Origin of the sequence: Stenotrophomonas sp. RS-48, from assembly GCF_030053245.1 — a bacterium.
Classification (GTDB): Bacteria; Pseudomonadota; Gammaproteobacteria; order Xanthomonadales; family Xanthomonadaceae; genus Stenotrophomonas; species Stenotrophomonas maltophilia_P.
Map to the genome: position 1 here is coordinate 66,462 of NZ_JASGBV010000044.1, position 24,288 is coordinate 90,749.

General features: G+C 67.6%; 25 protein-coding genes. 13 read left to right on the forward strand and 12 right to left on the reverse strand.

Annotated elements, in window-relative coordinates:
- The first annotated feature begins 101 nt into the window (after positions 1–101).
- Genes QMZ25_RS09175 through QMZ25_RS09185 form a run of 3 tightly spaced genes read left to right on the forward strand, consistent with a single transcriptional unit; the run spans position 102 to position 2,718 of the window.
- Entirely contained in the window at positions 102–1,376 is a 1,275-nt protein-coding gene (locus QMZ25_RS09175; RefSeq protein WP_283219494.1) for a pyridoxal phosphate-dependent aminotransferase, read from the forward strand.
- A gap of 3 nt (positions 1,377–1,379) precedes the next feature.
- Entirely contained in the window at positions 1,380–1,997 is a 618-nt protein-coding gene (locus QMZ25_RS09180) for an SGNH/GDSL hydrolase family protein (protein ID WP_065175127.1), read from the forward strand.
- A gap of 4 nt (positions 1,998–2,001) precedes the next feature.
- Positions 2,002–2,718: a class I SAM-dependent methyltransferase gene (locus QMZ25_RS09185; protein WP_053517426.1), complete on the forward strand. Its 717-nt coding sequence runs from the start codon at positions 2,002–2,004 to the stop codon at positions 2,716–2,718.
- Between the two features lie 89 nt (positions 2,719–2,807).
- Here the strand turns inward: QMZ25_RS09185 and QMZ25_RS09190 are convergent, their stop codons facing one another.
- The gene (locus QMZ25_RS09190; RefSeq protein ID WP_283219495.1) at positions 2,808–3,587 is read right to left on the reverse strand and encodes a polysaccharide deacetylase family protein; all 780 of its coding nucleotides are present in this window, start codon (positions 3,585–3,587) and stop codon (positions 2,808–2,810) included.
- Between the two features lie 60 nt (positions 3,588–3,647).
- On the opposite strand from QMZ25_RS09190, the gene grxD reads away from it, so the two are divergent.
- Positions 3,648–4,574 (forward strand): Grx4 family monothiol glutaredoxin, encoded by a 927-nt coding sequence (gene grxD, locus QMZ25_RS09195; RefSeq protein ID WP_053517428.1) that lies wholly within the window; start codon positions 3,648–3,650, stop codon positions 4,572–4,574.
- A gap of 87 nt (positions 4,575–4,661) precedes the next feature.
- Here grxD and QMZ25_RS09200 read toward each other — a convergent pair whose 3' ends face one another.
- Together QMZ25_RS09200 and QMZ25_RS09205 are read right to left on the reverse strand one after the other, a co-directional pair.
- A complete protein-coding gene (locus tag QMZ25_RS09200) occupies positions 4,662–5,201 on the reverse strand; it encodes a DUF924 family protein (RefSeq protein ID WP_111186169.1) in 540 nt (179 codons plus the stop codon).
- Positions 5,202–5,244: 43 nt separating this feature from the next.
- A complete protein-coding gene (locus QMZ25_RS09205) occupies positions 5,245–6,021 on the reverse strand; it encodes an AMP nucleosidase (protein WP_053517431.1) in 777 nt (258 codons plus the stop codon).
- Positions 6,022–6,172: 151 nt separating this feature from the next.
- Here QMZ25_RS09205 and QMZ25_RS09210 point away from each other — a divergent pair, with 151 nt between their 5' ends.
- From QMZ25_RS09210 to QMZ25_RS09230, 5 genes are all read left to right on the forward strand, one after another.
- Positions 6,173–7,582 carry an amidohydrolase gene (locus QMZ25_RS09210; protein WP_283219496.1) on the forward strand — a complete coding sequence of 470 codons (1,410 nt, stop codon included), beginning with the start codon at positions 6,173–6,175 and terminating at the stop codon, positions 7,580–7,582.
- 17 nt (positions 7,583–7,599) lie between these two features.
- The gene (locus QMZ25_RS09215) at positions 7,600–8,862 is read left to right on the forward strand and encodes an amidohydrolase family protein (RefSeq protein WP_053517452.1); all 1,263 of its coding nucleotides are present in this window, start codon (positions 7,600–7,602) and stop codon (positions 8,860–8,862) included.
- A 17-nt stretch (positions 8,863–8,879) separates the two neighbouring features.
- A complete protein-coding gene (locus tag QMZ25_RS09220) occupies positions 8,880–9,512 on the forward strand; it encodes a DsbA family protein (protein ID WP_065181734.1) in 633 nt (210 codons plus the stop codon).
- 95 nt (positions 9,513–9,607) lie between these two features.
- Positions 9,608–10,549 (forward strand): DegV family protein, encoded by a 942-nt coding sequence (locus tag QMZ25_RS09225; RefSeq protein ID WP_283219497.1) that lies wholly within the window; start codon positions 9,608–9,610, stop codon positions 10,547–10,549.
- 97 nt (positions 10,550–10,646) lie between these two features.
- Positions 10,647–10,985: a hypothetical protein gene (locus QMZ25_RS09230; protein ID WP_053443843.1), complete on the forward strand. Its 339-nt coding sequence runs from the start codon at positions 10,647–10,649 to the stop codon at positions 10,983–10,985.
- A gap of 45 nt (positions 10,986–11,030) precedes the next feature.
- On the opposite strand, the gene QMZ25_RS09235 is transcribed toward QMZ25_RS09230, so the two are convergent.
- From QMZ25_RS09235 to QMZ25_RS09260, 6 genes are all read right to left on the reverse strand, one after another.
- Positions 11,031–12,353 carry an alpha/beta hydrolase gene (locus QMZ25_RS09235; RefSeq protein WP_283219498.1) on the reverse strand — a complete coding sequence of 441 codons (1,323 nt, stop codon included), beginning with the start codon at positions 12,351–12,353 and terminating at the stop codon, positions 11,031–11,033.
- 159 nt (positions 12,354–12,512) lie between these two features.
- Positions 12,513–13,940 (reverse strand): GGDEF domain-containing protein, encoded by a 1,428-nt coding sequence (locus QMZ25_RS09240; protein WP_283219499.1) that lies wholly within the window; start codon positions 13,938–13,940, stop codon positions 12,513–12,515.
- A 192-nt stretch (positions 13,941–14,132) separates the two neighbouring features.
- Complete coding sequence (gene fghA, locus QMZ25_RS09245; protein ID WP_283219500.1) at positions 14,133–14,963, reverse strand: S-formylglutathione hydrolase; 831 nt, start codon at positions 14,961–14,963, stop codon at positions 14,133–14,135.
- Positions 14,964–15,014: 51 nt separating this feature from the next.
- Positions 15,015–16,124: an S-(hydroxymethyl)glutathione dehydrogenase/class III alcohol dehydrogenase gene (locus QMZ25_RS09250; RefSeq protein WP_065175135.1), complete on the reverse strand. Its 1,110-nt coding sequence runs from the start codon at positions 16,122–16,124 to the stop codon at positions 15,015–15,017.
- A gap of 58 nt (positions 16,125–16,182) precedes the next feature.
- Positions 16,183–16,458 carry a metal/formaldehyde-sensitive transcriptional repressor gene (locus QMZ25_RS09255; protein WP_283219501.1) on the reverse strand — a complete coding sequence of 92 codons (276 nt, stop codon included), beginning with the start codon at positions 16,456–16,458 and terminating at the stop codon, positions 16,183–16,185.
- A gap of 68 nt (positions 16,459–16,526) precedes the next feature.
- Positions 16,527–17,534 carry a glycoside hydrolase family 43 protein gene (locus QMZ25_RS09260; RefSeq protein ID WP_283219502.1) on the reverse strand — a complete coding sequence of 336 codons (1,008 nt, stop codon included), beginning with the start codon at positions 17,532–17,534 and terminating at the stop codon, positions 16,527–16,529.
- A gap of 145 nt (positions 17,535–17,679) precedes the next feature.
- Between QMZ25_RS09260 and QMZ25_RS09265 the strand changes: the two genes are divergently transcribed.
- Positions 17,680–18,084, forward strand: coding sequence for a VOC family protein (locus QMZ25_RS09265; RefSeq protein ID WP_283219503.1), 405 nt, complete (start codon positions 17,680–17,682; stop codon positions 18,082–18,084).
- Between the two features lie 31 nt (positions 18,085–18,115).
- Here the strand turns inward: QMZ25_RS09265 and QMZ25_RS09270 are convergent, their stop codons facing one another.
- A complete protein-coding gene (locus tag QMZ25_RS09270) occupies positions 18,116–18,784 on the reverse strand; it encodes an SMI1/KNR4 family protein (RefSeq protein ID WP_283219504.1) in 669 nt (222 codons plus the stop codon).
- A 66-nt stretch (positions 18,785–18,850) separates the two neighbouring features.
- Positions 18,851–19,735 carry a LysR family transcriptional regulator gene (locus tag QMZ25_RS09275; protein ID WP_053517444.1) on the reverse strand — a complete coding sequence of 295 codons (885 nt, stop codon included), beginning with the start codon at positions 19,733–19,735 and terminating at the stop codon, positions 18,851–18,853.
- Positions 19,736–19,842: 107 nt separating this feature from the next.
- Here QMZ25_RS09275 and QMZ25_RS09280 point away from each other — a divergent pair, with 107 nt between their 5' ends.
- Positions 19,843–20,895: an NAD(P)-dependent alcohol dehydrogenase gene (locus tag QMZ25_RS09280; RefSeq protein WP_053517445.1), complete on the forward strand. Its 1,053-nt coding sequence runs from the start codon at positions 19,843–19,845 to the stop codon at positions 20,893–20,895.
- An 89-nt stretch (positions 20,896–20,984) separates the two neighbouring features.
- Here QMZ25_RS09280 and QMZ25_RS09285 read toward each other — a convergent pair whose 3' ends face one another.
- A complete protein-coding gene (locus QMZ25_RS09285) occupies positions 20,985–22,349 on the reverse strand; it encodes a glutamate--cysteine ligase (protein ID WP_065175138.1) in 1,365 nt (454 codons plus the stop codon).
- A gap of 152 nt (positions 22,350–22,501) precedes the next feature.
- Here QMZ25_RS09285 and QMZ25_RS09290 point away from each other — a divergent pair, with 152 nt between their 5' ends.
- Positions 22,502–23,206 carry a VIT family protein gene (locus QMZ25_RS09290; RefSeq protein WP_065175139.1) on the forward strand — a complete coding sequence of 235 codons (705 nt, stop codon included), beginning with the start codon at positions 22,502–22,504 and terminating at the stop codon, positions 23,204–23,206.
- On the forward strand, positions 23,203–24,027 hold the full coding sequence (locus tag QMZ25_RS09295; RefSeq protein WP_065175140.1) for a helix-turn-helix transcriptional regulator: 825 nt from the start codon (positions 23,203–23,205) through the stop codon (positions 24,025–24,027). Before QMZ25_RS09290 ends, QMZ25_RS09295 begins: the two co-directional genes overlap by 4 nt.
- Positions 24,028–24,288: the final 261 nt, after the last annotated feature.

Here is a 24,288-nt window from a genome sequence, read left to right on the forward strand (position 1 = left end):
CGCCGCTCCAGCCCAGCAGCGGCGGGCCCTGGGGGCCTTGCCATGCAGTGCAGCAATTCCGCTACCATGGAACCTCCATGCCATCCGACGGCTCACCGACCATGTCAACCTCCGCGCCCAAGCCCCTGGCCACCCGCGAGCGCCTTTCCGAAGTGCGCTACGAAATCCGCGGAGAACTGGCCCGGCGAGCCCGGGAGCTGGAGGCGCAGGGCCGCAAGCTGATCAAGCTCAACATCGGCAACCCCGGCAATTTCGGCTTCCGCGCCCCGGAACACCTGCAGCGCGCGATCGCCGACGACATGGGTCGCACCGATCCCTATACCCACCAGCAGGGCCTGCCGGTGGCGCGCGAGGCGATCGCTGCCTACTACACCCGTCGCGGCGCTCCCGACGCGCACCCGGACCGTGTGTTCGTCGGCAACGGCGTCAGCGAACTGATCGACCTGTCGCTGCGTGCGCTGCTCAACCCCGGCGATGAAGTGCTGGTGCCGTCCCCGGACTACCCGTTGTGGTCGGCCTCCACCATCCTCAACGACGGCCGGCCGGTGTACTACCGTTGCGCCGCCGAGAACGGCTTCCAGCCGGACCCGAGCGAGATCGAGACCCTGGTGTCCTCGCGCACCCGCGCGATCGTGCTGATCAATCCGAACAATCCCAGTGGCGCCAGCTACCCGCGCGAACTGCTTGAACGCGTGGTGGACATCGCGCGCCGGCACAACCTGCTGCTGCTGGTCGACGAGATCTACGACCAGATCCTGTATGACGAGGCGGTGTTCCAGCCGGTCGCACCGCTGGCGGGCGACCATCCGTGCCTGACCTTCAGCGGGCTGAGCAAGGTGCATCGCGCCTGCGGCTGGCGCGTGGGTTGGGCGCACCTCAGCGGCGATGACGCACGCCTGGGCGACTTCCGCGCGGCGATGGACCTGCTCAGCGCGCTGCGCCTGTGCGCCAATGTGCCCGGCCAGTACGCCATCGAGGCTGCGGTGAACGGGCCCGACACCATTTCGGCACTGTGTGCCCCGGGCGGGCGCCTGTACGAAACCCGCCGCGCGGTGATCGAAGCCTGCGAGGCCAGCGAGCATCTGTCGCTGGTGGCCCCCGCCGGCGCGCTGTATGCCTTCCCGGCGGTGGTCGGCGCTGCCGCCAAGGGCTTCGACGATCACACCTTCGCCCTGGACCTGATGGACAACGAGGGCGTGCTGGTGGTGCCCGGTTCCAGCTTCAACGTGCCCTACCGCAACCACTTCCGCGTAACCCTGCTGCCGGAGGCCTCGGTGATGCGCGATGTGTTCGCCCGCATCGACCGCGTGCTGGCCCGCCGCGCCGAGGATTCAACCAAGGTCGTACCGATCAAGCCACGCCGTTCGGTGGCCTGAGTCGTGGGCTTGTCCTATCTGGCGCTGGGCGACTCCTACACCATCGGTGAGGCCGTCGCGGTCGAAGGCCGCTGGCCCCATCAGCTGGCCGCCGCGATGCGCGCACAGGGCGTCGCGCTGGCCGATCCGCAGACCATCGCCACCACCGGCTGGACCACGGACGAGCTCGATGCCGGCATCGACGAGGCCGCCCCGCAGGGGCCGTTCGACTTCGTCAGCCTGCTGATCGGGGTCAACAACCAGTACCGCGGCCGCCCGCTCGACGAATACCGCACGCAGTTCCAGGCCCTGCTGCAGCGCGCGATCGGTTTTGCCGGCGGCCGTACCGATCGGGTGCTGGTGCTGTCGTTTCCCGATTGGGGCGTGACGCCGTTCGGCGCCAGCAGCGGCCGACACCGTGGCCGCATCGGCATCGAAACCGACGCGTTCAACGCGGCTGCGGAGCAGGTCTGCAGTGGCCTCGGCGTCGACTTCGTCGACATCACCGACATCAGCCGCGTCCACGGTCACGACCCGGCGATGATCGCCGAAGACGGTCTGCACCCCTCCGCGCGCATGTATGCATTGTGGAGCGAGCGTGCCTTGCCGGTCGCCCTGCGCCGGCTAGGCGACGCCGGCTGACCCGATGGACGGCACGCCACGGAATGGCACGCCCCTGCCCTGCTCCCCGCTGACCTCCCCGCAGGCCCGCGCGATCGCCGAGGCGTTCCGACCTGCACAGGCCTGGGGCAGCCGCCGCGACTATTACTACACCCGCGGCAAGCTCGGCAGCGATCCGTTGTACGACGGCGTGCTGCAACAGCTGCCCGAGGATGGCCAGCCGGTGCTGGACCTGGGTTGCGGACTGGGCCTGTTCGCGCATGTGCTGCGCCAGCGCGGGCGCGGCCAGCCCTATCTCGGGGTGGACGTGGACGCCGCCAAGATCGAGCGGGCGCGGCAAGCCGGTGAAGGCCTGCCGGCCGTGCGCTTCGAATGCCTGGATGTGCAGGCTGCGCTGCCGTCGCACGTCGGCCATGTACTGCTGCTGGACGTAGTGCAGTACCTGGATGCCGGACCGCAGCAGACGCTGCTGCGTGCCGCAAGCGCGCGGGTGTCCCCCGGAGGACGGCTGCTGCTGCGCACGCCGCTGGCGACCGGTGATGGCCGGGACCGCACCACGCGGGTCGCGGACCGCCTTGCCTGGCTGGTGGGCTGGATGGGTACCCGCCCGCGGCACTATCCCCAGCCGAAGACCCTGCTGGCGACACTGAGCGAAGCGGGATTGCGCGTCGCCGCACCACGGCCGCTGCACGGGCGCACACCGTTCAACAGCTGGCTGGTGGTGGCCGAACGGCCTGGGTGACGCCGGGCGTGGCCCGGCGCTACCGGATGCCTGCCCATTCCCCTGGTAGCGCCGGGCCGTGCCCGGCGGATTCCGTGCGTGCCGCTGCGCTATACCGAAGGCAGCGTTGCCTTCAATCCACGCTGATGCAGTGCCTGCAGCACGCGTTCGATGATTACCAGGTTGTGGCCATGGGCGGCCCCCTCATGCAGCAGCACGATGGCGCCCGGGCGAAGATCCGGCAGCAGGCGCTCCAGCACGCGCTCGGGCGTACAGCCGACACCATCGAAGCCGCGGGCGCTCCATCCCACCCGCACCAGGCCCAGGCGGCGCAGCACCGGGCCCACGAACGGATTGGTCATGCCCACCACCGACCGGTACCAGCGCACCGGCGTGCCCGACAATGCCTGCAGCGCATGCTGGCAGCCTTCGATCTCCGCACGCATCGCCTTCGGTCCCAGCCGCCAGAAGCGCGCCTGCGGATGGCTGAAGCTGTGGTTGCCCAGATCGTGCCCGCGGCGCAGGATCTCGGCCACCAGCGCCGGCTGGGCCAGCGCCCGCTCGCCCACCAGGAAGAATGTCGCCCGCGCCTGATGCCGATCCAGCAGATCAAGCACGGCCAGCGTGTCCGCACCGGGACCGTCATCGATGGTCAGCCAGACCGCGTCGTCCGCCTGCGCCAGGCGGCTCAGCACCGGCGTGTAGAAGCGGCTGTTGGGCAGGAACACCGGCACGATGAACAACGCGTGGCTGGCCACCATCAGCGGCAGACCCCAGTGCCATCCCGCCAGCACCCAGGCCAGGATCACCGCCAACTGCGACGCCACCAGCCAGGGCAGCCAGCGCCATGGCCGGGGCGGAATGCGATGCAATGTTCCTGCGCTGCTCATACCCCATGATGCCATGAGGGGTAGAATCGAAGATTCGAATTACTGGACCCCCGACTTCCCATGTCTCTCGATCCTGCCCTGCGTTCGCGCATCGAATCCCTCCTCAACGCCAACCGCGTCGTGCTGTTCATGAAGGGCCAGCCGTCGATGCCGCAGTGCGGCTTCTCGGCCAAGGCCGTGGGCGCGCTGCAGGACCTGGGCGTCGAGTTCGCTCACGTCAACGTGCTGGCCGACCAGGAAATCCGTGAAGGCATCAAGGCCTACGGCGACTGGCCGACCATCCCGCAGCTGTACATCGACGGCGAACTGGTCGGTGGCAGCGACATCGTGCTGCAGATGGCCGCCAGCGGCGAACTGAGCAGCGTGCTGGGCCTGCCCGCGCCGGACCGCACCCCGCCGCGCATCACCGTCACCCCGGCCGCGGTGGAGATGCTCAAGGGCGCGCTGGCCGACGCCCCGGGCGCCGCCCTGCAGCTGAGCATCGATGCAGGCTTCCAGCCCAACTTCCAGCTCGCTCCGCATGACGAGGCTGCGATCGCCGCCGAATCCAATGGACTGCGCGTGCAGTTCGACCTGGCCAGCGCGCGCCGTGCCGAAGGCATCACCATCGACTGGGTGGACGACATCCGCGGCAAGGGCCTGGCCATCGACAACCCGAATGCGCCCAAGCCGGTGCAGGAAATCAGCGTGCGCGACGCCGACGACCTGGTGCGCGCCGGCAACGCGATCCTGGTGGACGTGCGCCCGGCTGACGAGCGCGCCATCGCCGCCGTCGGCGTGCCGTTCAAGGTGTTCGACGGCAACGGCCGCGCCGAGCTGGAAGCACTGCCGAAGGACACCGCACTGGCCTTCCTGTGCCACCACGGTGGTCGCAGTGCGCAGGCTGCCGAGCAGTTCCGCGCGCTTGGCTTCACCAAGGTCTTCAACATCACCGGCGGCATCAACGCCTGGTCCGAAGAGGTGGACAACGGCGTGCCGAAGTACTGATCGGCTGCAGCGCGGAACAGGAAAACGCCGGCGGACGCCGGCGTTTTCCGTTTCCTGCCTGCCGCGCGCGTGGCTGGCGCCGCCCGGTCAGCCGGCAAACCCGCCTTCGGCCAGGTAGTCCAGTTCCTCCGGCGTGGGAATGCGGCCCAGCACGGCGTTGCGGTGCGGGAAGCGGCCAAAACGGCGGATGATGTCGCGATGCAGGTCGGCGTACTGCAGGTATTCCTTGTCACCCAGCGCGTCGAACATGGCCACCGAACGGTCCTGGTCCAGCGGATCCTCGGAATGCTCGAACGGCAGGTAGATGAAGGCCCGCAGCTTCGGAACCAGCTGCAGGTCCAAGCCTTCCTCGATGGCACGCATGGCGTAGTGCCGGGCCAGCCCATCGGTGGCGTAGGAGTGGGCGGTGCCACGGAAGCAGTTGCGCGGGAACTGGTCCAACAGCAGCATCAGGGCCAGCGCACCCTCGGCGCTGCCCAGCCAGTGTTCGCGCGCACGCGCGGCCGCAGCGAAATGCTCATCGAGGAACAATCGGCGGAACTGCGCGTCGAACGCATCGTCGCGGGCGAACCACTTCGCAGGGCCCGCCTCCTTCCAGAATTCCACCACCTGCGCGGCAACGTCCATTACCTACTCCCGGGCCCGGACGTCCCGCGCCCGGCCCTCATCATCATTCGTCGAAGCGCAGATGGCGGACCGACTTGCCGTTGCGCCGGATAAGCTTAAGCGCCTCGATGCCGATCTGGATATGGTTTTCCACGAACTGGGAGCTGACCTTGGCATCGGAGGCTTCGGTCTTGACCCCGTCGGGAATCATCGGCTGGTCCGAAACCAGCAGCAGGGCGCCGCTGGGGATGTGGTTGGCGAAGCCGGCGGCGAACACCGTGGCCGTTTCCATGTCGATGGCCATGCAGCGCATCGCGCGCAGCCGTTCCTTGAATGCCTCGTCGTGTTCCCAGACCCGCCGGTTGGTGGTGTAGACGGTACCGGTCCAGTAGTCGTGCCCCAGATCGCGGATCATGGTCGAGACCGCGCGCTGCAGGGCGAAGGCCGGCAGTGCCGGTACTTCCGGTGGCAGATAGTCGCCCGAAGTGCCTTCACCACGGATCGCGGCGATCGGCAGCACCAGGTCGCCCAGCTGGTTCTTGCGCTTCAGGCCCCCGCACTTGCCCAGGAACAATACCGCCTTGGGCATCACCGCCGACAGCAGGTCCATGATGATCGCGGCATTGGGGCTGCCCATGCCGAAGTTGATCATCGTGATGCCATCGCTGGTGGCGCTGGCCATGGGCCGGTCCAGGCCGACGATGGGCGCACCGGTCAGTTCGGAGAAGGTGTGCAGGTAGCCGCCGAAGTTGGTCAGCAGGACGTGCGGGCCGAACTGGTCCAGGGGCACGCCGGTATAGCGCGGCAGCCAGTTGTCGACGATTTCCTGCTTGCTCTTCATGCTCGGTCCGGAACGGCGGGGACCGCCTATTTTCGGCCAGTGGGGCGACGCCGTCGAGGCACGCGGTCGCACCCTGTGAAGAAGGTCACTTGGCAAGCCCACCGCTGCCCGGCTAGCGTCAGCGGTTGCTTACGTAGCCGAGGGGATCTGCATGACGTCGACGTTGTTGCGCGCCGGGCTGGGGCTGGCGCTGGTTACGCTGGCCACCGCGCCAGCACTGGGCGCCTCGCGCTTCATGGCCGATCCTTACCCCAGCACCTATCGGGCGCAGCCCGATGCGCCGGTGCTGATCCACAACGCAACGGTGCTGACCGGCACCGGCCAGCGCCTGGACAATGCCGACATCCTGCTGCGTGAGGGCCGCATCGTTGCTGTCGGCCAGCAGCTGCAGGCCGAGGCCGATGTCACCCGCATCGACGCGCAGGGCAAGTGGGTCACCCCCGGGCTGATCGACGTGCACTCGCACCTGGGCGTATATCCCAGCCCGGGGGTGGGCGCCCACAGCGATGGCAACGAGATGACCGCACCGGTCACGGCCAATGTCTGGGCAGAGCATTCGGTGTGGCCGCAGGATCCCGGCTTCGCTGCCGCCTTGGCCGGCGGCGTGACCAGCATGCAGGTGCTGCCCGGCTCGGCCAACCTGGTCGGTGGCCGCGGCGTGACCCTGAAGAACGTTCCGGCCATCACCTACCAGGCGATGAAGTTTCCTGGCGCGCCGTGGGGCCTGAAGATGGCCTGCGGCGAGAACCCCAAACGCGTCTATGGCGAAGGCAAGGGTGTGACGCCTGCTACCCGGATGGGCAACGTCGCCGGCTACCGCGCAGCCTTCATCGATGCCGCCGACTACATCACCAAGAACACGCCCAAGGCAGCCAAGCGCAAGCGCTGGTTCGGCAGCGACAAAGGTGACAGCGCGGGCGATGCCGGTGGCAAGCGCGATCTCAAGCTGGACACCCTGGCCGGCGCGATCCAGGGCGACATCCGCGTGCACATCCACTGCTACCGTGCCGACGAAATGGCCACCATGCTCGATCTGGCCAAGGAATTCGGTTTCAAGGTGGCAGCGTTCCACCACGGCGTGGAGGCCTACAAGCTGGCCGACCGGCTGGCGGCGGACGGCGTCTGCGGCGCACTGTGGGCCGACTGGTGGGGCTTCAAGATGGAAGCCTTCGATGGCATCCCCGAGAACATCGCGCTGGTGGACCGGGCGAAGAACAGCTGCGCCATCGTCCATTCCGATTCGCCCGAAGGCATCCAGCGCCTGAACCAGGAAGCCGCCAAGGTCATGGCCGCCGCGCGCCGCGCACGCATGGCCCCGATCACTCCTGAACATGCGATCACCTGGATGACCGCCAATGCCGCCAAGGCGCTGGGCATCGAGCGCCAGACCGGCACGCTGGAGCCCGGCAAGATGGCCGACGTGGTGGTGTGGAACGGCAATCCCTTCAGCTCCTACGCATTGGCCGAGCAGGTCTATGTCGATGGCCGCCGCCTGTACGACCGCAGTGCGTTGCCGGCAACGCCGCAGTCGGACTTCCAGCTCGGGCAGGAGGTGCACTGATGGCCGGTTCCATTCAGATGGCAAGGTCTTCCAGCCGCAACCGGGCATGGCTCGGCGCTGCGATCATGGTGCTGGCAGGCATCACCGGCACGGCATCGGCACAGGATCTGCTGGTGCGCGGCGCAACGGTTCACACCGCCAGCGCACGCGGCAGCCTGCAGCACGCCGATGTGCTGGTGCAGGGCGGCATCATCCGTGCCGTGGGTACGGGCCTGGCCGCACCGGCCGGCACGACCGTGGTTGAAGCCGATGGCCGCCCGCTCACGCCCGCGCTGTTCGGTGGCATCGCCGAGATCGGCATCGAGGAAGTCTCGGGAGAAGCGAGTACGGTCGACAGCAGCCTGAAGATCGGCGAGCAACCGCTGCGTCCGGAGTTCGACGTGACCCTGGCCTACAACCCCGCGTCGGTGCTCATTCCGGTGGCGCGACTGGAGGGCATCGGCTTCACCGCGCTGGGCGCCGTCACCGGCGGTGGCTTCGTGGCGGGCCAGGGCGGGGTGATGCGGCTCGATGGCAGCGCCGACCCGCTGGGTCCACGTGCGCTGTTCCTGCGGCTGGGCGCCGCAGCGTCGGAACTGACCGGTCATTCGCGTGCAGCACAGTGGATGCTGCTGCAGCAGATGGTGGATGAAGCGCGCGGCCAGGTCGCCGCCGATTCACCGCACGCCGTGCTGACACCGGCCGGTCGCCGCACACTGTCGCGCTATCTGGCCGGCCAGGGCCGCATCGTGGTTGAAATCGATCGCGCTGCCGATATCCGCCAGCTGCTGCGCTGGGCTGCACGCGAAAAGGTGAAGATCGCCCTGTCTGGAGCCAGCGAAGCCTGGCAGCTGGCGCCGGAGCTGGCTGCGGCCGGCGTGCCGGTGTTCGTCGACGTGCTGGCCAACCTGCCGGCCAGCTTCGACCAGATCGGCGCCACCCTGGAAAACGCGGCACGACTGCAGCGTGCGGGCGTGCCCGTCAGCTTCGTGCAACGTGGCGATGCCTCGCATAACGCACGCAAGATCCGCCAGCTCGCAGGCAATGCGGTCGCCCATGGCCTGCCCTGGGCCGACGGGCTGGCAGGCCTGACCCGGGTTCCCGCACAGGCGTTCGGGGTGGCCGACCAGATCGGCAGCATCGAGCCCGGCAAGCGCGCCGACCTGGTGCTGTGGGAAGGCGACCCACTGGATGTGGCGCACTATGCCGAACAGGTCTGGATGGGAGGGCGGCCGATGCCGATGCGCTCGCGCCAGACCGACCTGCGCGACCGCTATCTGCAGCGCAACGCGCAGCCCTGACCGACGAGGAAAGCCCCATGGCCCCGCTGCACTGGTACTTCGATTTCGTCTCGCCCTACTCCTACCTGCACTGGCAGAAGGTCAAGCAACTGCCCCAGTTCGCACAGGTACAGCCGGTGCCGATCGCCTTCGGGGCGGTGCTGCAGCAGCTTGGCAATCTCGGCCCGGCCGAGATCCCGGCCAAGCGGCGCTTCATCTACCGCCAGTTGCTCTGGAACGCGCAGGCGGAAGGCGTGACGCTGCGCTTCCCGCCTGCCCACCCGTTCAACCCGCTGGCCGCTCTGCGGCTGTGCCTGGCCGCAGGCGGCGGCGCGCAGGCCGTGGACGTGCTGTTCGACTGGATCTGGCGCGAGGGCAACGCCGCCGACAGCGCCGAGGCGCTGCGCGAACCCGGCGCGCGGCTGGGCATCGCGGATGTGGCGGCCGCCACGGCAACCGCAGAGGTCAAGGAGCAGCTGCGGCGCAACACCGAGGCTGCGCTCGCGGCCGGCGTGTTCGGCGTACCGACCTTGGCCATCGGCGACGAGCTGTTCTGGGGCAATGACGCGCACCCGCTGATGGCCGCGGTGCTGGCCGATCCGGACCTGCTGAAGCAGCCGGAATGGCAGCGGGTGGAGGCCCTGCCGATCGCGGTACAGCGCAGACGCTGAACAGGGCGCCTGCGCTTCCCTCGCGCGCGGGCTCCCGTTTTGAGATATTTTTCACACTTCCGAACCAACAACCGCCCTGGAGGGGGGAGCCGCGGATGCGCATCGGAATCGTCGTCGACTCGGCCTGCGACCTGCCGCAGGCGTTCATTGCCGAACACAACATCGTGCTGCTCCCGATCACCGTACGGATCGGCGAAGCCGTACTCGCCGACCACCGCGACGAACAGGCCACGCTCAGCTTCCTGCACGCACACGTGGCCGAACATGGTGCCGAGGCGGAGACCATCCCCTTCAGCGTCAACCAGATCCGTGACCTGTTCCTGCAGCAGCTGGTGATCGACTACGACCACGTCTTCTGCATGACCATCACCAAGACCCGCAGCCCGATCCACGACAACGCCCTGCAGGCCAGCTTCGCCATCCTCAACGACTACAAGCCGGTGCGGCAGGCCGCGGGCTACAACTCGCCCTTCGCACTGCGCGTGCTCGACACCCAGAACCTGTTCGCCGCGCAGGCGGTGACGGCGGTGGAAGCGGTTCGCCTGCGCGACAGCAACGCCAGCGTGCAGCAGATCCGCGAGCGGCTGGAGGAACTGGCCGGCAACGTGCATGGCTACATGGTCACCCGTGACCTGTATTACATGCGGGCCCGCGCGCGGCACAAGGGCGACCGCAGTGTCGGCCTGCTCAGTGCCGCGCTGGGCAGCGCACTGGACATCAAGCCGGTGCTGCACGGCTACCGCGGTGAGACCGGCCCGGTAGCCAAGATCAAGGGCTTCGACAATGCCGTGCAGAAGCTCTTCGCTGTGGTTGGCCAGCGCGTGCGCAGTGGACTGATGACACCGACAGTCTGCGTCAGCTATGGCGGTGAGCTGGAGGAGCTGCGCGCCCTGCCCGGCTATGCGCAGCTGACGGACGTCTGCGCCACCCACGGCGTCAACGTGTACGAATCGGTGATGAGCCTGACCGGCATGGTCAACGTCGGAAAGGGCGCCGTTACCGTGGGCTTTGCCGATGGACCGCATCGGTTCGAATGAGGGCGGGCGACGCCTGCATGCAGGTGCAGGTGTGCCGGATGTACACAAGCATTGCACCGCGTCTATGCCAGCCTTGCCGCACTTCAAGGAGATCACCATGCCTGCGCAGTACCACATCAGCCTTCCCGACCCATCCAAGGCCCGCGGCAACGACCCCGACCTGTCCTTCCATTCGCAGGGCGCAGCCGGCTTTGCCGAAGAACTGCAGGACGCCCTGCGCAGCGGCGCGCTGTTCGAGCGCTGGAAAGCCAAGCAACCCGATCCGGATGCAGTGGAGCCGCAGTGGGGCGTGACCGACCCGGACGCCACCGTAACCGGTGAGCAGAAGGACCTGCGCATCAACCTGGTGGCCACCACCCGCATCGACAGCGATGTGTTCAAGCAGCGCCTGCGTCTGCTGGCCGGCCATCACTGGGAACTGCGCGACGTGCGTTGAGCGGCGAACGCGCTGGCGTCTGCTGGGCTTCGCCCGTCGAAGCCCTCATCGCGCGGACGTCGGGCGGGCCTGGCCGTATTCGGCCCGCAGCGCATCGCCACGGATGAAGTCCGTCATCAGCTGGAAGTACCCGGCCGGCTGCCGTGTCGATACACGTTCCCCGGCCGCATCCAGCTCGAACTCGTACATGCCATGATCGGCGTCTGCATACACGGCCGTGGAGATCGGCCGTCCCTGGCCCTGCAGAACCGCAAGACGCCTGAGCGTCTCTACCGGCGGCGCATCGCGGTCCTGCCCGCCAAAGATCCACAACTGCGGCACCTGCAGATGCGTGAGCACCGGTAAAGGGTCGTAATGGGCCGGCACTCCGTCCAGCAGCCGCGGCCCCTGCTCGCGCGCAGTGACCTCCAGAGTCGACAACAGATAACCGGTAATGTTCCCGCGTACCGCAGGGAACCAGGGCGCATGCTGGTAACGCTGCTTCACCTCCGCCAGTACATCGAATCCCTCGGTGAATCCGCTTTCGACGATGGTCGCCACCGCATCGGCGATCTGCATCGCCTGCGCAGTGGCTTCCGCGCCCTGGCCGGCCCGCTGCATGTCGAAGGCGATCGCCTCGCGGTCTTCCTCCAGCGGCGAGACCGCCAGGCCGAAGCTGATCACGATGAAATCCACAGGCTCGATGCGTGCCGCCAGCGGCGCCACCCAGCCGCCTTGGCTGCCGGCCTGGTAGCCGACCCGCTGCACACGTGCCCCCGCCAGCCGGCGTGCTTCGCGCGTGGCCAGGATCAGATCATTGGCCAGGGTCAGGTAGTTCTGCGTGTACCGCCCGCCAGAGCGTCCCGTGCCCCGCTTGTCGTACGCGAACACGGCGATGCCGGCACTGGCGAACTCGCGCTGCAGCGAGTAGCGCTCCAGCGCGGAGCTGTTCTCCGCACCATGCACCAGCACCACCAGTGGAACCGGCGCATCGCCCGGAGGCAGCGTCAGCCGCCCCTGCAGCGTTGCGCCGGCACCGCTGAAACGGGTGTCGATCTGCCGCAGCGGAATGCGCTCGCCCTTCATTCCATCGACGCTGATGCCGCGCTTCCCACAGTCCGTGAGCACCATCCGGTGCCCGTCCGGCTGCACGGTCCAGCCGCGGGTACTGGTCCAGGCATCGCCCGCGGTGCGCTGCAGTGCGCCGCTGCGACCATCTGGCGTGCGCCAGCGCAGCTGATCGCCCGCACCCGGGCCGATGTCCAGCGTACTGCCATCGGCCATCCGGTAGCTCGCAGCGGCGCAAGGCGACGCCGCCGTGGCCGCGACCGCCTGCGCACTGAAGGCCAACGCGCTCCACGCGGCCAGCGACACCAGGGTTCTGTGCATGTCTGCTCCTCTCCACACTGGTGGGTGACGGTGAACCGGCTCCCGCGTGATCGCCAGCGCGGTGCGACGGAGTGCGGGTACCGCCGACGAAGGCGCGTCCGCGGGCGACAGCCACCAGCGGCAGAACCGCGTTCCCTTGGCGAATGCGCGGGGCGGGGTCTAGTGGCCGTCTGCACCGGCCGGCGCTGCGCCCTGCATCGCCACACGATTGCGTCCCGCGCGTTTGGCCACATACAACGCCGCATCCGCATCGGCGAGCAGCTGCCCGGCATCGGCTGTTGCCGGCGGATGCAGGAATGCGATGCCGATGCTGATGCTGACCCGCCCTTCCGGCAGCTGCAGCGCTTCCACCGCGCGTCGCAGCCGCTCGGCCAAGGCCTGCACGCCGTCCAACGCCGTGCCTGGCACGATCACCGCGAATTCCTCACCGCCGTAACGCGCCACGCTGTCGCCCGCACGCCCGGCGCTGTGCTGCAGCAGCGCCGCCACGGCCTGCAGGCAACGGTCGCCGGCGGGATGACCATGGGCATCGTTGAACGCCTTGAAATGATCGATATCGACCAGCAGCAGCGCCAGTTCGCTGCCGCTCCGCCGCGCCCGGTTCCATTCGGCCTGCAGTTCGGCATCGAACTGGCGGCGGTTGGCTACGCCGGTCAGGCCATCCTGGCGCGCGAGCTGGTCGAGCCCGGCCTGCCGTTCCAGCAGATCGATCTGCAGAAGCGCACTGCGCAGGCTGAAGCCCAACGTGGCCAGAACGAATCCAGCCAATGCCAGGGGCCTGGCATGGTCCACCACAAGGGTGCCCACCACCAGCAACAGCAGCGGCAGGATGATCGGGCCGCCGGCCTGCACCAGCCGGGCCAGCCGCGGCTGCAGCACGAATCCGGTAGCTGGCGACCGCCGCAGTGCCAGCAGCGCGAGCAACAGGAACGGCACGTCGATCAGCAGATCGTTGTAGGCGCCGAAAGACTGTTCGGAGGTGAAGTGGTTGATGTAGTAGGCCACCAGCAGATAGGCCAGCGCGTACAGCGCCAGCGCGCGGAACACGCTGCGTCGCTCCGGGACATCACAGGACACCCAGCGCACGATGGCAAAGACAGCGATGCACAGGTTCTGGATATCGAACATGCGCTGCATGTTGGCCAGCGCCTGGTCGTCGATGCCGACATGGTCGGCAAATGACTGGGTATGCACGAAGAACAGCACGCCCAGCAGGGCCGCCATGATTCCGTCGATCACGCTGATGGCCCAGCGCTCCCGCCGCGAGCGGGCCAGGATGAACACCAGCGGCACGCCATACAGCACGTACAGCAGCAGGCTGGCGCCCGGGGTGATGTCGGGGCGGTCGGCACTGAGTGCATCGAGCATGTTGATGCCCATGCCCCCCGCCCACAGCAGCAGTGCCAGCGCGATCGCACGCCAGCCCAGCGCGGCGCGATCCGCACGCGCGCGCCACAGGCATGCGGCGGCGGCCAGCAGCGGCGCGCCGGTGAGGAACACGAACGAACCCAGGCCTGCCGGCCCCGGCCACAGGGCCACGACCAGGCCATGGCCGAACACGTACAGCAGCGCCAGCACTACCGGCATGCATCCCCCACTGCGCAAGCCTGTCTGCACGCACGATAGCGCGACAGGCCGCCATGGAGGCGTGATCCACGCCACACCTGCTTCCCCTGCCCCTGCGCCGGGCATGGCGCGGCGCTACATCGACGCAGGCGGTCCGTCGCGCCGGGGCATGCGCGGTTGCGTCCCCGGGACCGCAGCTGTCACGCGGGCTATTCAGCCGTGCAGCGCGCGGGCGTGGTGAGCGATGTGCTCGCCGATGAAGCTGGCGATGAAGTAATAGCTGTGGTCGTAGCCATCCTGCAGGCGCAGGGTCAGCGGATGGCCGACGGCGTCGCAGGCCTGCTGCAGGCGCTGCGGCTGCAGCTGGCTCTGCAGGAACTCATCGGCCCCGCCCTGGTCCACCAGCAGCGGCAAGCGTTCGCTGGCCGCAGCGATCAGTTCGCAGGCATCCCACGCGGCCCAGTCGGCGCGGTTGTCGCCCAGATAGGCCTGGAACGCCTTCTGTCCCCAGGGCACCTGGCTGGGGGCAACAATCGGCGAAAATGCCGACACGCTGCGGTAGCGCCCCGGATTGCGCAGCGCGACCACCAGTGCACCGTGGCCTCCCATCGAGTGACCACTGATCGCGCGCGCACCGGTCACCGCGAAGTTCGCCTCGATCAGCGCCGGCAGTTCCTGCGCCACATAGTCATGCATGTGGTAGTGCTTGGACCACGGCTCGCGGGTGGCGTTGAGGTAGAAGCCGGCACCCTTGCCCAGATCGTAGCCCTCCGCGTCGGCGACATCGTCGCCGCGTGGGCTGGTGTCGGGCGCGACCAGAATCACGCCATGTTCGGCCGCATAGCGCTGCGCGCCCGCCTTGGTGATGACGTTCTGTTCGGTGCAGGTCAGTCCGCTCAGCCAGTACAACACCGGCAGCGCCTGCGTTTCCGCCTGCGGCGGCAGGTAAACGGCGAACTGCATGTCGCAGCCCAGCGTGGACGAGGGATGACGGTACACGTCCTGCCAACCGCCGAAGCAGGCACGATGTTCGATGCGTTCCATGGTGTCTCTCCAGAAGGGTGGCAGCCCTGACGGCCTGCCACCCGGGATGGCTCAGTAGTGCACGACCGAACGGATCGACTTGCCTTCGTGCATCAGATCGAAGGCATCGTTGATCCCGTCCAGATCCATGGTGTGGGTGACGAACGGCGCCAGTTCGATGTCGCCCTTCATCGCGTCCTCCACCATGCCCGGCAGCTGGCTGCGACCCTTGACGCCACCGAAGGCTGTGCCCATCCACTTGCGGCCGGTGACCAGCTGGAAGGGACGGGTGGAGATTTCCTGGCCGGCGCCGGCCACGCCGATCACCACGCTCTGGCCCCAGCCACGGTGCGCGCATTCCAGCGCCGCGCGCATCACGTTGACGTTGCCGATGCACTCGAAGCTGTGGTCCACGCCCCAGGTGGTCATTTCAACAATGACCTGCTGGATCGGCTTGTCGAAGTCCTTCGGATTGATGCAGTCGGTCGCACCGAACTCACGCGCCAGCTCGAACTTGGACGGATTGGTATCCACCGCGATGATGCGGCCGGCCTTGGCCTGGCGCGCGCCCTGGATCACGGCCAGGCCGATACCGCCGAGGCCGAACACTGCCACGCTGTCGCCTTCCTGCACCTTGGCCGTGTTGTGCACCGCACCGATGCCGGTAGTGACACCGCAGCCGAGCAGGCAGACATGTTCCGGGTTCGCCTGCGGATTGATCTTCGCCAGCGAGACTTCGGCCACCACTGTGTACTCGCTGAACGTCGAGCAGCCCATGTAGTGATAGATCGGCTCGCCGTTGTAGCTGAAGCGGCTGGTACCATCGGGCATCACGCCCTTGCCCTGGGTCGCGCGTACCGACACGCACAGGTTGGTCTTGCCACTCTTGCAGAACAGGCATTCGCCGCACTCGGCGGTGTACAGCGGAATCACGTGGTCACCCGGCTTGACGCTGGTCACGCCCTCGCCTACTTCCACCACGATGCCGGCACCTTCATGGCCCAGCACCACCGGGAACAGACCTTCCGGATCATCCCCTGACAGGGTGAACGCATCGGTGTGGCAGACGCCGGTGTGGGTGATCTTGACCAGCACTTCGCCGGCCTTCGGCGGGGCGACGTCGATCTCGACGATCTGCAGCGGCTGGCCGGGAGCAAAGGCGACGGCGGCACGGGATTTCATGGTGGGATTCTCCAAAGACAGGCAGTAACAGATGGACGACGCTATGCTGCGCCGTTGCTTATTTCAGGTACGAGCGGATCAGCCCGCTCATCTCGCGCACGCGCTCGGCGCGCTGTTCATCGGACGCTGCGGGTCGTCCGAACTCTTCGCGCAGGTGGGCTTCCATCACCTCGGACATCAGCCCGTTGACCGCCCCGCGGATGGCGGCGATCTGCTGCAGCACGGGCCCGCAGTCGGCGCCGGCTTCCAGCGCACGGTCCAGTGCATCGCACTGGCCGCGGATGCGGCGCACGCGGGCCAGGACCTTCTTCTTCTCTTCGGGAGAGTGCGGCATGGCAGGGTGACCCAGGAACTATACTGGGGGATAGTATACACAGGTGGCGGAAAGGTACATCCTGCGCCTCAGCGCAGGCGGTGCGCGGGTACGCCCTCGTGCGTCATCTTCACCGGCAGGATGCGGCCCTGCGCGTCGAAGTACAGGCGATCGATCGCGGTGACGCGGGCATTGCGGTCGGTCTGGTGGAGCGGCCGGCGGTGGTAGACGATGTACCACGTGTCATCGCCGGGCGCGTGGATCAGGGAGTGGTGCCCGGCGCTGGTCGCGATGGCCGGGTCCTGCTGCAGGACCCGGCCGATGCGTGTGAACGGCCCGGTCGGCGCGTCGGCGATCGCATAGGCCACCGAGTAGTCCGGCTCGCCCCAGCCGCCTTCGGACCACATGAAGTAGTAGCGACCGCCCCGCTTGAACATCAGCGGACCTTCCACGTACTCCGGCGCCGGCGTGATCTCCTTGAACAGCGTGCCGTCGTCCCAGGGCAGCAGGCCGCTGAAATCCGCCTTCAGGCGCACGATGTTGGCGTGCTTCCAGCCGCCATAGATCATGTACCAGGCACCATCGTCATCCTTGAACACATACTGGTCGATCGGCTGCGCGCCATTGTGGAACGCGCCCACCAGGGGCTTGCCGAGCAGATCGCGGTAAGGCCCTTCGGGCTGGTCCGCCACGGCCACGCCGATGCCACCGGTCTCGCCGTCGTTCTGGATGTCATTGGCGGAGAAGAAGAAGTAGTAGCGCCCGTCGTTGGCCACCACCGAGGGTGCCCACAACGCCTGCCTGGCCCAGGGAATGTTCTCGATGGACAGCACGCTGTCGTGCCGGCGCCAGTGCACCAGGTCGGGCGACGAAAAGGCATCGAAGGCAACCTGTTCTGCATAGGGCCGCGAGCGCGTGGGGAAGATCCAGTAGGTGCTGCCGAATACGGCCGCCTCCGGGTCCGCGTACCAGCCCGGCAGGATCGGATTGCCGGACATCACCGGTGCCTGGCTGTCACGCGCATCCGCGATGCCGACGCCAGTGGCTGCGAGCAGCACGGCCAGTGCGGCCCCCCTCCCCCATTCGCGCAGTCCCATCAGAGCCACTCCCATGCAGGTTCGATCGCTCGAGTCTAGAACGATCGCCGGCGCCTTTCCGCGACACGCTGCCTCAAACCGCGCACCCTCTTGATCGACGGGAATCATCGGCGCATGGTGCCTGGCACAACGCAGGACCCGGGCCATGATCCCCTTCATCATCAATCTGGACGTTCCGGACCTCGCGGCCGCCGAGGCGTTCTACACACGCGCCTTCGGCCTCCATGCCGGGCGCCGTCTCGGCCCGGAGGTGCTGGAACTGCTGGGCGGCCCGACCCCGCTCTATCTGCTGCAGAACGAAGCGGGCAGCGCGGCTACCGTCGGCGGTGACGTGCGGGATTACGAACGTCACTGGACCCCGCTGCACGTCGACTGGATCGTGGAGGACCTCGACGCCGCGCTTGCCCAGGCGTTGGCGGCAGGCGCAACGCTCGAGCAGGCGCCACGCGAGCGTTCATGGGGGCGCATCGCAGTACTGGCGGATCCGTTCGGGCACGGCTTCTGCCTGATCCAGTTCACCGGCCCCGGCTACGACGCCCTGCTGGATTGATCGGCGGAATGCACCGGGCCCGCCGCCAGCATCAGCGCACGTAGGCGAATGATTCGTCCAGCCGCTCGAATCCGATCAGCTGCTGCACCAGCGCCTGCGCCTGATCCTCATCGATCTCTCCCTGCTCGATCTCTGCGCTGCGTGCAAACAGGGCCTCCAGCGCAGTGGCCTGGTCGTCCCGCAGCCACGCGCGATGCGAGCCCAGCCAGCGCTGGAGATTGTCGGCCAGGTCACCGTGCGACAACAGCGTGTAGGGGGCCTCGTAGTCCGCCACTGCCTCCACCATCTTGCGGAACAGGAAATCCTGAAGGTTGCGGGCCAGTACGTCAGCGCGATCATCGTCGTGCCACACCAGCAGCACCGGCGGCTCGTCGCAGCCCGGCGCATTGGTCCAGAAGCAGTAGCTGTCACCGGCCCCCGTGCGGGCGAACGGCAGCAGCTGCAGATCCTCGCGCAATGGGTTGTAGTGATCCTCTGCAGTCAGCTCCTGCCAGGCCTCGAGCAGTTCGCCACGCTCAAGCGGCTCGTAATCCTGCGCATACAGCAGAATCGGCGGTACCGGTTGCAGCTCCGGAAGGCACACCTGCGCCCATTGCGGATGGATCGCCCCCCAGCTCAGCCGGTCTTCTGCATCGAGCCGGTGGTAGAGAGCAGGAAAGGTCTGGCCGGTGGCCAGTTCGATCTCGGCAAGCGTATGCATGAACGTCCCTGTGATTGGATCGGCGCGCACTTTACCTCGACAGGCAGCGTCCGCGCAGGCATGGATCTATTCGCGCAGCATGTCCACGAATGCGCGCAAGGCCGACGCCATCTGCCGTTGCCTGGGGTAATACAGCACGAAGCCGGGAAACGGTTCGCTCCAGTCCTGCAGTACCGCCACCATCCGCCCGGCCTCGATGTGCGGGCGCGCGGCATCCTCGAGAACATAGGCCAGGCCGAAGCCATCCAGCACCGCGCGCATGATGGTGGTCTGCTCGCTCAGCGTCAGTCGCCCACGCACGTCGATTTCCAGCGACTGCCCATCGCGGTCGAACTGCCACTTGTACAGGTGACCGCTGGCGAAGCGGAAGCGGATGCATTCGTGCTGCAGCAGGTCGCGGGGATGCTGCGGCGCCGGGTGCTGGCGCAGATACTCGGGCGAGGCCACGATCATGCCGTGCAGGGCCGGGCCCAGCGGCACGGCCACCATGTCCTCGGGCACGAACTCATGCAGGCGCACGCCGGCATCGAAGCCTTCGGCGACGATGTCCACCAGCCCATCGTTCTCGGTCAGCTCCAGGCGCACATCGGGGTGCGCGCGCAGGAAGCGGGTCAGGCGTGGGCCGAGCTGGGTCGGTACCGCCGCGCGGGCCGCGTTGATGCGGAGCAGGCCCGTCGGGCTGTCCCTGAACTGGTTCATCTCCTCCAGCGCCTCGTGCACCTGGCCCAGCGCCGGCTGCAACCGGTCCAGCAGGCGCTGCCCGGCCTCGGTCAGGGCCACGCTGCGGGTAGTTCGATGGAACAGGCCCACCCCCAACCGCTCTTCCAGTGCCCGGATCGCATAGCTCACCGCCGAGGTCGACAGGGCCAGCTCGGCGCCGGCCCGGCGGAAGCTGCGGTGGCGGGCCACCGCCGCGAAGGCGGCCAGGTGGGTGAGATTGTCAGTGGCCATGATTGTGCAGTCTACCTTGATGAATCATGCCGATATCCACGCTTTGTGGGCCGGTATGAGGGGCGTATTGTAAAACGCCTTTCCACAAACCCCGCCAAGGATTCCCCATGTCCCTCGCCCATGGTTATGCGGTGCGTACCAATACCGCTCCGCTCGAGCCCTTCACCTTCGAACGCCGCGCCGTCGGCGCCAACGATGTCCGCATCGAAGTGCTGTACAGCGGCATCTGCCACTCCGACCTGCACCAGGCCCGCGACGACTGGGGCGGCGCGGAGTACCCGATGGTTCCCGGCCACGAAATCATCGGCCGCGTGGTCGAAGTCGGTCCGGCCGTCACCCGCCTCAGCGTCGGCGATATCGCCGGCGTCGGTTGCATGGTGGATTCCTGTCGCCATTGCGATGCCTGCGACCACGACCTTGAGCAGTACTGCGAAAAGGGCCCGACCTATACCTACAACAGCCGCGACCGCAATACCGGTGAGCTGACGATGGGCGGCTACTCCGACCACATCGTGGTCGAGCAGCGCTTCGTGGTGAAGGTCTCCGAGACGCTGGACCTGAAGGCCGCCGCGCCGCTGCTGTGCGCCGGCATCACCACCTACTCGCCGCTGCGCCACTGGAAGGTCGGCCCCGGCCAGAAAGTGGGTGTGATCGGCCTGGGCGGTCTGGGCCACATGGGCGTGAAGTTTGCCAAGGCGATGGGCGCCACCGTAGTGATGATCACCACCACCCCGGAAAAGGGCGCCGACGCCAAGCGCCTGGGCGCGGACGAGGTGCTGGTCTCGCGCGATCCGGCGCAGATGAAGGCGCACGCCAACAGCTTTGACTTCCTGCTCAACACCGTGCCGGTCAGCCATGACACCAACCCGTACATGAGCCTGCTCAAGCGCGATGCCACCATGTGCCTGGTCGGCGTCATCACCGAGCTGGACCCGCCCCTGATGGGTGCCAGCGTGATCTTCGGCCGCAAGCACGTCACCGGCTCGGCCATCGGCGGCATGGCCGAGACCCAGGAAATGATGGATTTCTGCGCCGAGCACAACATCGTCAGCGATGTTGAGGTGATCGACATCAAGGATGTCAACCACGCGTGGGAGCGCATGGCGAAGAACGATGTGCGCTATCGCTTCGTGATCGACATGGCCAGCCTCAAGGCCTGACGGCCCGGCTGATGGAATGAAAAACCCCGGCGTGGAGGCCGGGGTTTTTTTGCGCGCAACACCCGCCGGGCCATGCCCGGCGGCCGCATTCAGTACGCGAATTCCCGGAACACCGGGTCCACGTTGCCGTGCCAGCGACCATGGAACAGCGCCAGCTTGCGCTCGGCCGGTGTCAGGCCGGATTCGACGATCTCCTGCAGCACATCCAGGAACTTGCTCTCGTCCTGGCCATCGGCATTGCGCGCGGCGCGGCGCTTCAGGCCTTCAACGGAAATCTTCACCGCCTCGCGCGCCAGATCGCGCACGGTGCCATCGCGGAACGGCAGGTTCATCGCATGCTTCGGCACGCCGTCGCGCAGGACATGGCGCTCGGCCAGGGTGAAGTCACGCACCAGATCCCAGGCCGCATCCAGCGCGGTGTCGTCGTACAGCAGGCCGACCCAGAACGCCGGCAGGGCGCACAGGCGGCTCCACGGACCGCCATCGGCGCCCCGCATCTCCAGATACTTCTTCAGGCGCACTTCCGGGAACGCCGTGGTCGTGTGGTCCGACCAATCGCGCAGGGTCGGCAACTCGCCCGGCAGCACCGGCAACCGGCCCTGCATGAAATCGCGGAAGCTCTGCCCGCTGGCATCGTGGTAGATGCCATCGCGGTAGGAGAAGTACATCGGCACGTCCAGCAGGTAATCGACGTAACGCTCATAGCCGAAGCCATCCTCGAACACGAAGTCGAGCATGCCGGTGCGGTCGGCGTCGGTGTCGGTCCAGATGTGCGATCGATAGCTCAGGTAGCCGTTCGGCTTGCCTTCGGTGAACGGCGAGTCGGCGAACAGCGCGGTGGCGATCGGCTGCAGTGCCAGCGAAACACGGAACTTTTTCACCATGTCCGCTTCGCTGGCGTAGTCCAGGTTGACCTGCACCGTGCAGGTACGGGTCATCATGTCCAGGCCGAGCGAACCGACCTTGGGCATGTACGCGCGCATGATCCTGTAGCGGCCCTTCGGCATCCACGGCATCTCATCGCGCGCCCACTTCGGCTGGAAGCCCATGCCCAGGAAGCCCAGCTGGAGCTCGCCGGCCACCTGCGCCACTTCGTTCAGATGGGTACCGGTCTCCACGCAGGTCTGGTGGATGGTCTCCAGCGCCGCGCCGGACAGTTCCAGCTGGCCGGCGGGCTCCAGCGTCACCGACGCGCCATCGCGCAGCAGGGCGATGGTGTTGCCGTTTTCCTGCACGGGTTCCCAGCCGAAACGGACCAGGCCGTTGAGCAGGGCCTCGATGCCACGCTCGCCTTCAAAGGCCGGCGGTCGCAGGTCGTCCAGGCGGAAGCCGAACTTCTCGTGCTCGGTGCCGATGCGCCACTGCGCGCGGGGCTTTTCGCCGGAGGCGATCACCTCCACCAGCTGCGAGCGGTCGGTAATGGGCGTATCGGCGACGTGGCTGGGGCTCGACAAGGGGAAGACTCGCTGTACGGTGACGGGGGATGTGGGGCTGGGAGCCTTCCATCGCAAGGGCGCACTATAGCGTGGCGCCCCGTCGCAGCATGCGACGGAGACGGGTTTCAGCATCCTACCGACGACCTCTTGACCCTCGTACACTGCAAGGCATGACCCGTCATTCGCGCCATCCGGAACGACACAGGGCCGACCGCGTCGGCTGGCTGCGCGCCGCCGTGCTCGGCGCCAACGACGGCATCGTTTCAGTGGCAGGGCTGGTGGTCGGCGTTGCCGCCAGTGGCGCATCGGCCAGCACCCTGCTGGCCACCGGCCTGGCGGGCACGGTCGCAGGGGCGATGTCGATGGCCGCCGGCGAGTACGTCTCGGTGCAGACCCAGGCCGACACCGAAGGCGCCGACCTGGCAATGGAGAAGCGCGAACTGCAGGACGATCCGCACAGCGAGCTGGAAGAGCTGGCCGCCATCTACCGCCATCGCGGCCTGGCCCCGGCGCTGGCGCGGCAGGTGGCCGAACAGCTCACGGCCCACGATGCCCTCGGTGCGCACGCTCGCGACGAACTGGGCATCACCGATACCCTGCGCGCCCGGCCGCTGCAGGCCGCACTGGCCTCGGCCGCAGCCTTCACCTGTGGGGCGGCCCTGCCGGTGCTGACCGCACTGCTGGCACCGGCCGACTCCGTGGCAGGGGTGACCACCGCCAGCACCCTGCTGGGCCTGTGCGTGACCGGCGCGATGGCGGCCCGCGCCGGAGGTGCGCCTGCCCTGCGCGGCGCCCTGCGCGTCATGTTCTGGGGCGCACTGGCAATGGCTGCAGCCGCCGGCGTCGGCCGGCTGCTGGGAGCCCACGTGACATGACCACGATGCTGCCCGCAGCAACGGCGCTGCTGGCCGAGATGTCTTCGCTGGCCGGTTGTGATCGCGCCGAGGGTTATGCCTGCATCACCGCACGGCGCGAGCATGGCGCCAGCTCGGTGGAGATCCCGCAACCGCAGTTCGCGATCCTGCTGGAAGGACGCAAGCAGGTACGTACCGCACACCAGACGCTGGAGTTCGCGCCCGGCGACATACTGCTGCTGACCCAGCGTTGCCGCATCGACGTGGTCAACCGTCCAGACCCGCGCAGCGGCCGTTACCTCAGCGCCATCGTGCCGCTGTGTGCGGAAGTGCTGGCCGCGGCGCGGACACTGTGGAACGAGGAACTGCCCAGCGCCGGTCCGTCGATGGCGCGATTGTCGCTGGCCGAACATGGCGCCGTGCTGCGCCGCTGGCGGCAATCGCTGCAGGATGGCCATTACAGCGAGGCCCGGCTGGCCCTGGCCTCGATGGTGCTGACCCTGTGCCGGCAGGGCCACGGCAACCTGCTGCTGCCCACGGCACCGACGCTGGGTGAGCAGATACGGGATCGCGTCGCCGCTGAACCTGCGCGCGACTGGCAATCGCGTGATCTGGAGGAGCAGTTCGCCCTGAGCGGCGCCACCCTGCGTCGTCGGCTGGCGGCCGAGCGTACCAGCCTGCGCCAGCTGCTGACCGAGGCACGACTGGCCCACGCCATGCAGTTGCTGTACACCACCGACCTGCCGCTGAAGACCGTGGCCGCACGCGCCGGCTACCGTTCGGCAGCCAGTTTCAGCAAGCGCTTCGCCGAGCAGTACGGACTGGCTCCTACAGACATCTGAGGGGGTCAGGCAGGGCTGCGCCCTGCACCCACAGTGCGCCGCCTTCGACAGATTCCGGCGGCTGTCGGTAGGTGTCGACCTTGGTCGACACCTCTGTCAGATATCGAATGAAATTCCGGGGTCAGATCCGTTTTCCTGCGGAAAACGGATCTGACCCCAAGAGCATTTCCGACAGATCGTGGAAAACTGTCGAAGGCGGGGTGGGTCCGGTTGCGGGGGCGTGAGCGCCATGGATGGCGCGACCGAGCCTACAGGGACGTA

Coding starts and splice junctions, on each gene's coding strand:
- fghA (WP_283219500.1), bottom strand. CDS start 14,963: ATGGAACGCATCGAACATCGTGCCTGCTTCGGCGGTTGGCAGGACGTG.
- grxD (WP_053517428.1), top strand. CDS start 3,648: ATGTCTCTCGATCCTGCCCTGCGTTCGCGCATCGAATCCCTCCTCAAC.
- QMZ25_RS09205 (WP_053517431.1), bottom strand. CDS start 6,021: ATGAAGAGCAAGCAGGAAATCGTCGACAACTGGCTGCCGCGCTATACC.
- QMZ25_RS09210 (WP_283219496.1), top strand. CDS start 6,173: ATGACGTCGACGTTGTTGCGCGCCGGGCTGGGGCTGGCGCTGGTTACG.
- QMZ25_RS09265 (WP_283219503.1), top strand. CDS start 17,680: ATGATCCCCTTCATCATCAATCTGGACGTTCCGGACCTCGCGGCCGCC.
- QMZ25_RS09240 (WP_283219499.1), bottom strand. CDS start 13,940: ATGCCGGTAGTGCTGGCGCTGCTGTACGTGTTCGGCCATGGCCTGGTC.
- QMZ25_RS09235 (WP_283219498.1), bottom strand. CDS start 12,353: ATGCACAGAACCCTGGTGTCGCTGGCCGCGTGGAGCGCGTTGGCCTTC.
- QMZ25_RS09260 (WP_283219502.1), bottom strand. CDS start 17,534: ATGGGACTGCGCGAATGGGGGAGGGGGGCCGCACTGGCCGTGCTGCTC.
- QMZ25_RS09250 (WP_065175135.1), bottom strand. CDS start 16,124: ATGAAATCCCGTGCCGCCGTCGCCTTTGCTCCCGGCCAGCCGCTGCAG.
- QMZ25_RS09255 (WP_283219501.1), bottom strand. CDS start 16,458: ATGCCGCACTCTCCCGAAGAGAAGAAGAAGGTCCTGGCCCGCGTGCGC.
- QMZ25_RS09270 (WP_283219504.1), bottom strand. CDS start 18,784: ATGCATACGCTTGCCGAGATCGAACTGGCCACCGGCCAGACCTTTCCT.
- QMZ25_RS09280 (WP_053517445.1), top strand. CDS start 19,843: ATGTCCCTCGCCCATGGTTATGCGGTGCGTACCAATACCGCTCCGCTC.
- QMZ25_RS09275 (WP_053517444.1), bottom strand. CDS start 19,735: ATGGCCACTGACAATCTCACCCACCTGGCCGCCTTCGCGGCGGTGGCC.
- QMZ25_RS09225 (WP_283219497.1), top strand. CDS start 9,608: ATGCGCATCGGAATCGTCGTCGACTCGGCCTGCGACCTGCCGCAGGCG.
- QMZ25_RS09175 (WP_283219494.1), top strand. CDS start 102: ATGTCAACCTCCGCGCCCAAGCCCCTGGCCACCCGCGAGCGCCTTTCC.
- QMZ25_RS09230 (WP_053443843.1), top strand. CDS start 10,647: ATGCCTGCGCAGTACCACATCAGCCTTCCCGACCCATCCAAGGCCCGC.
- QMZ25_RS09185 (WP_053517426.1), top strand. CDS start 2,002: ATGGACGGCACGCCACGGAATGGCACGCCCCTGCCCTGCTCCCCGCTG.
- QMZ25_RS09215 (WP_053517452.1), top strand. CDS start 7,600: ATGGCAAGGTCTTCCAGCCGCAACCGGGCATGGCTCGGCGCTGCGATC.
- QMZ25_RS09190 (WP_283219495.1), bottom strand. CDS start 3,587: ATGAGCAGCGCAGGAACATTGCATCGCATTCCGCCCCGGCCATGGCGC.
- QMZ25_RS09295 (WP_065175140.1), top strand. CDS start 23,203: ATGACCACGATGCTGCCCGCAGCAACGGCGCTGCTGGCCGAGATGTCT.
- QMZ25_RS09200 (WP_111186169.1), bottom strand. CDS start 5,201: ATGGACGTTGCCGCGCAGGTGGTGGAATTCTGGAAGGAGGCGGGCCCT.
- QMZ25_RS09220 (WP_065181734.1), top strand. CDS start 8,880: ATGGCCCCGCTGCACTGGTACTTCGATTTCGTCTCGCCCTACTCCTAC.
- QMZ25_RS09290 (WP_065175139.1), top strand. CDS start 22,502: ATGACCCGTCATTCGCGCCATCCGGAACGACACAGGGCCGACCGCGTC.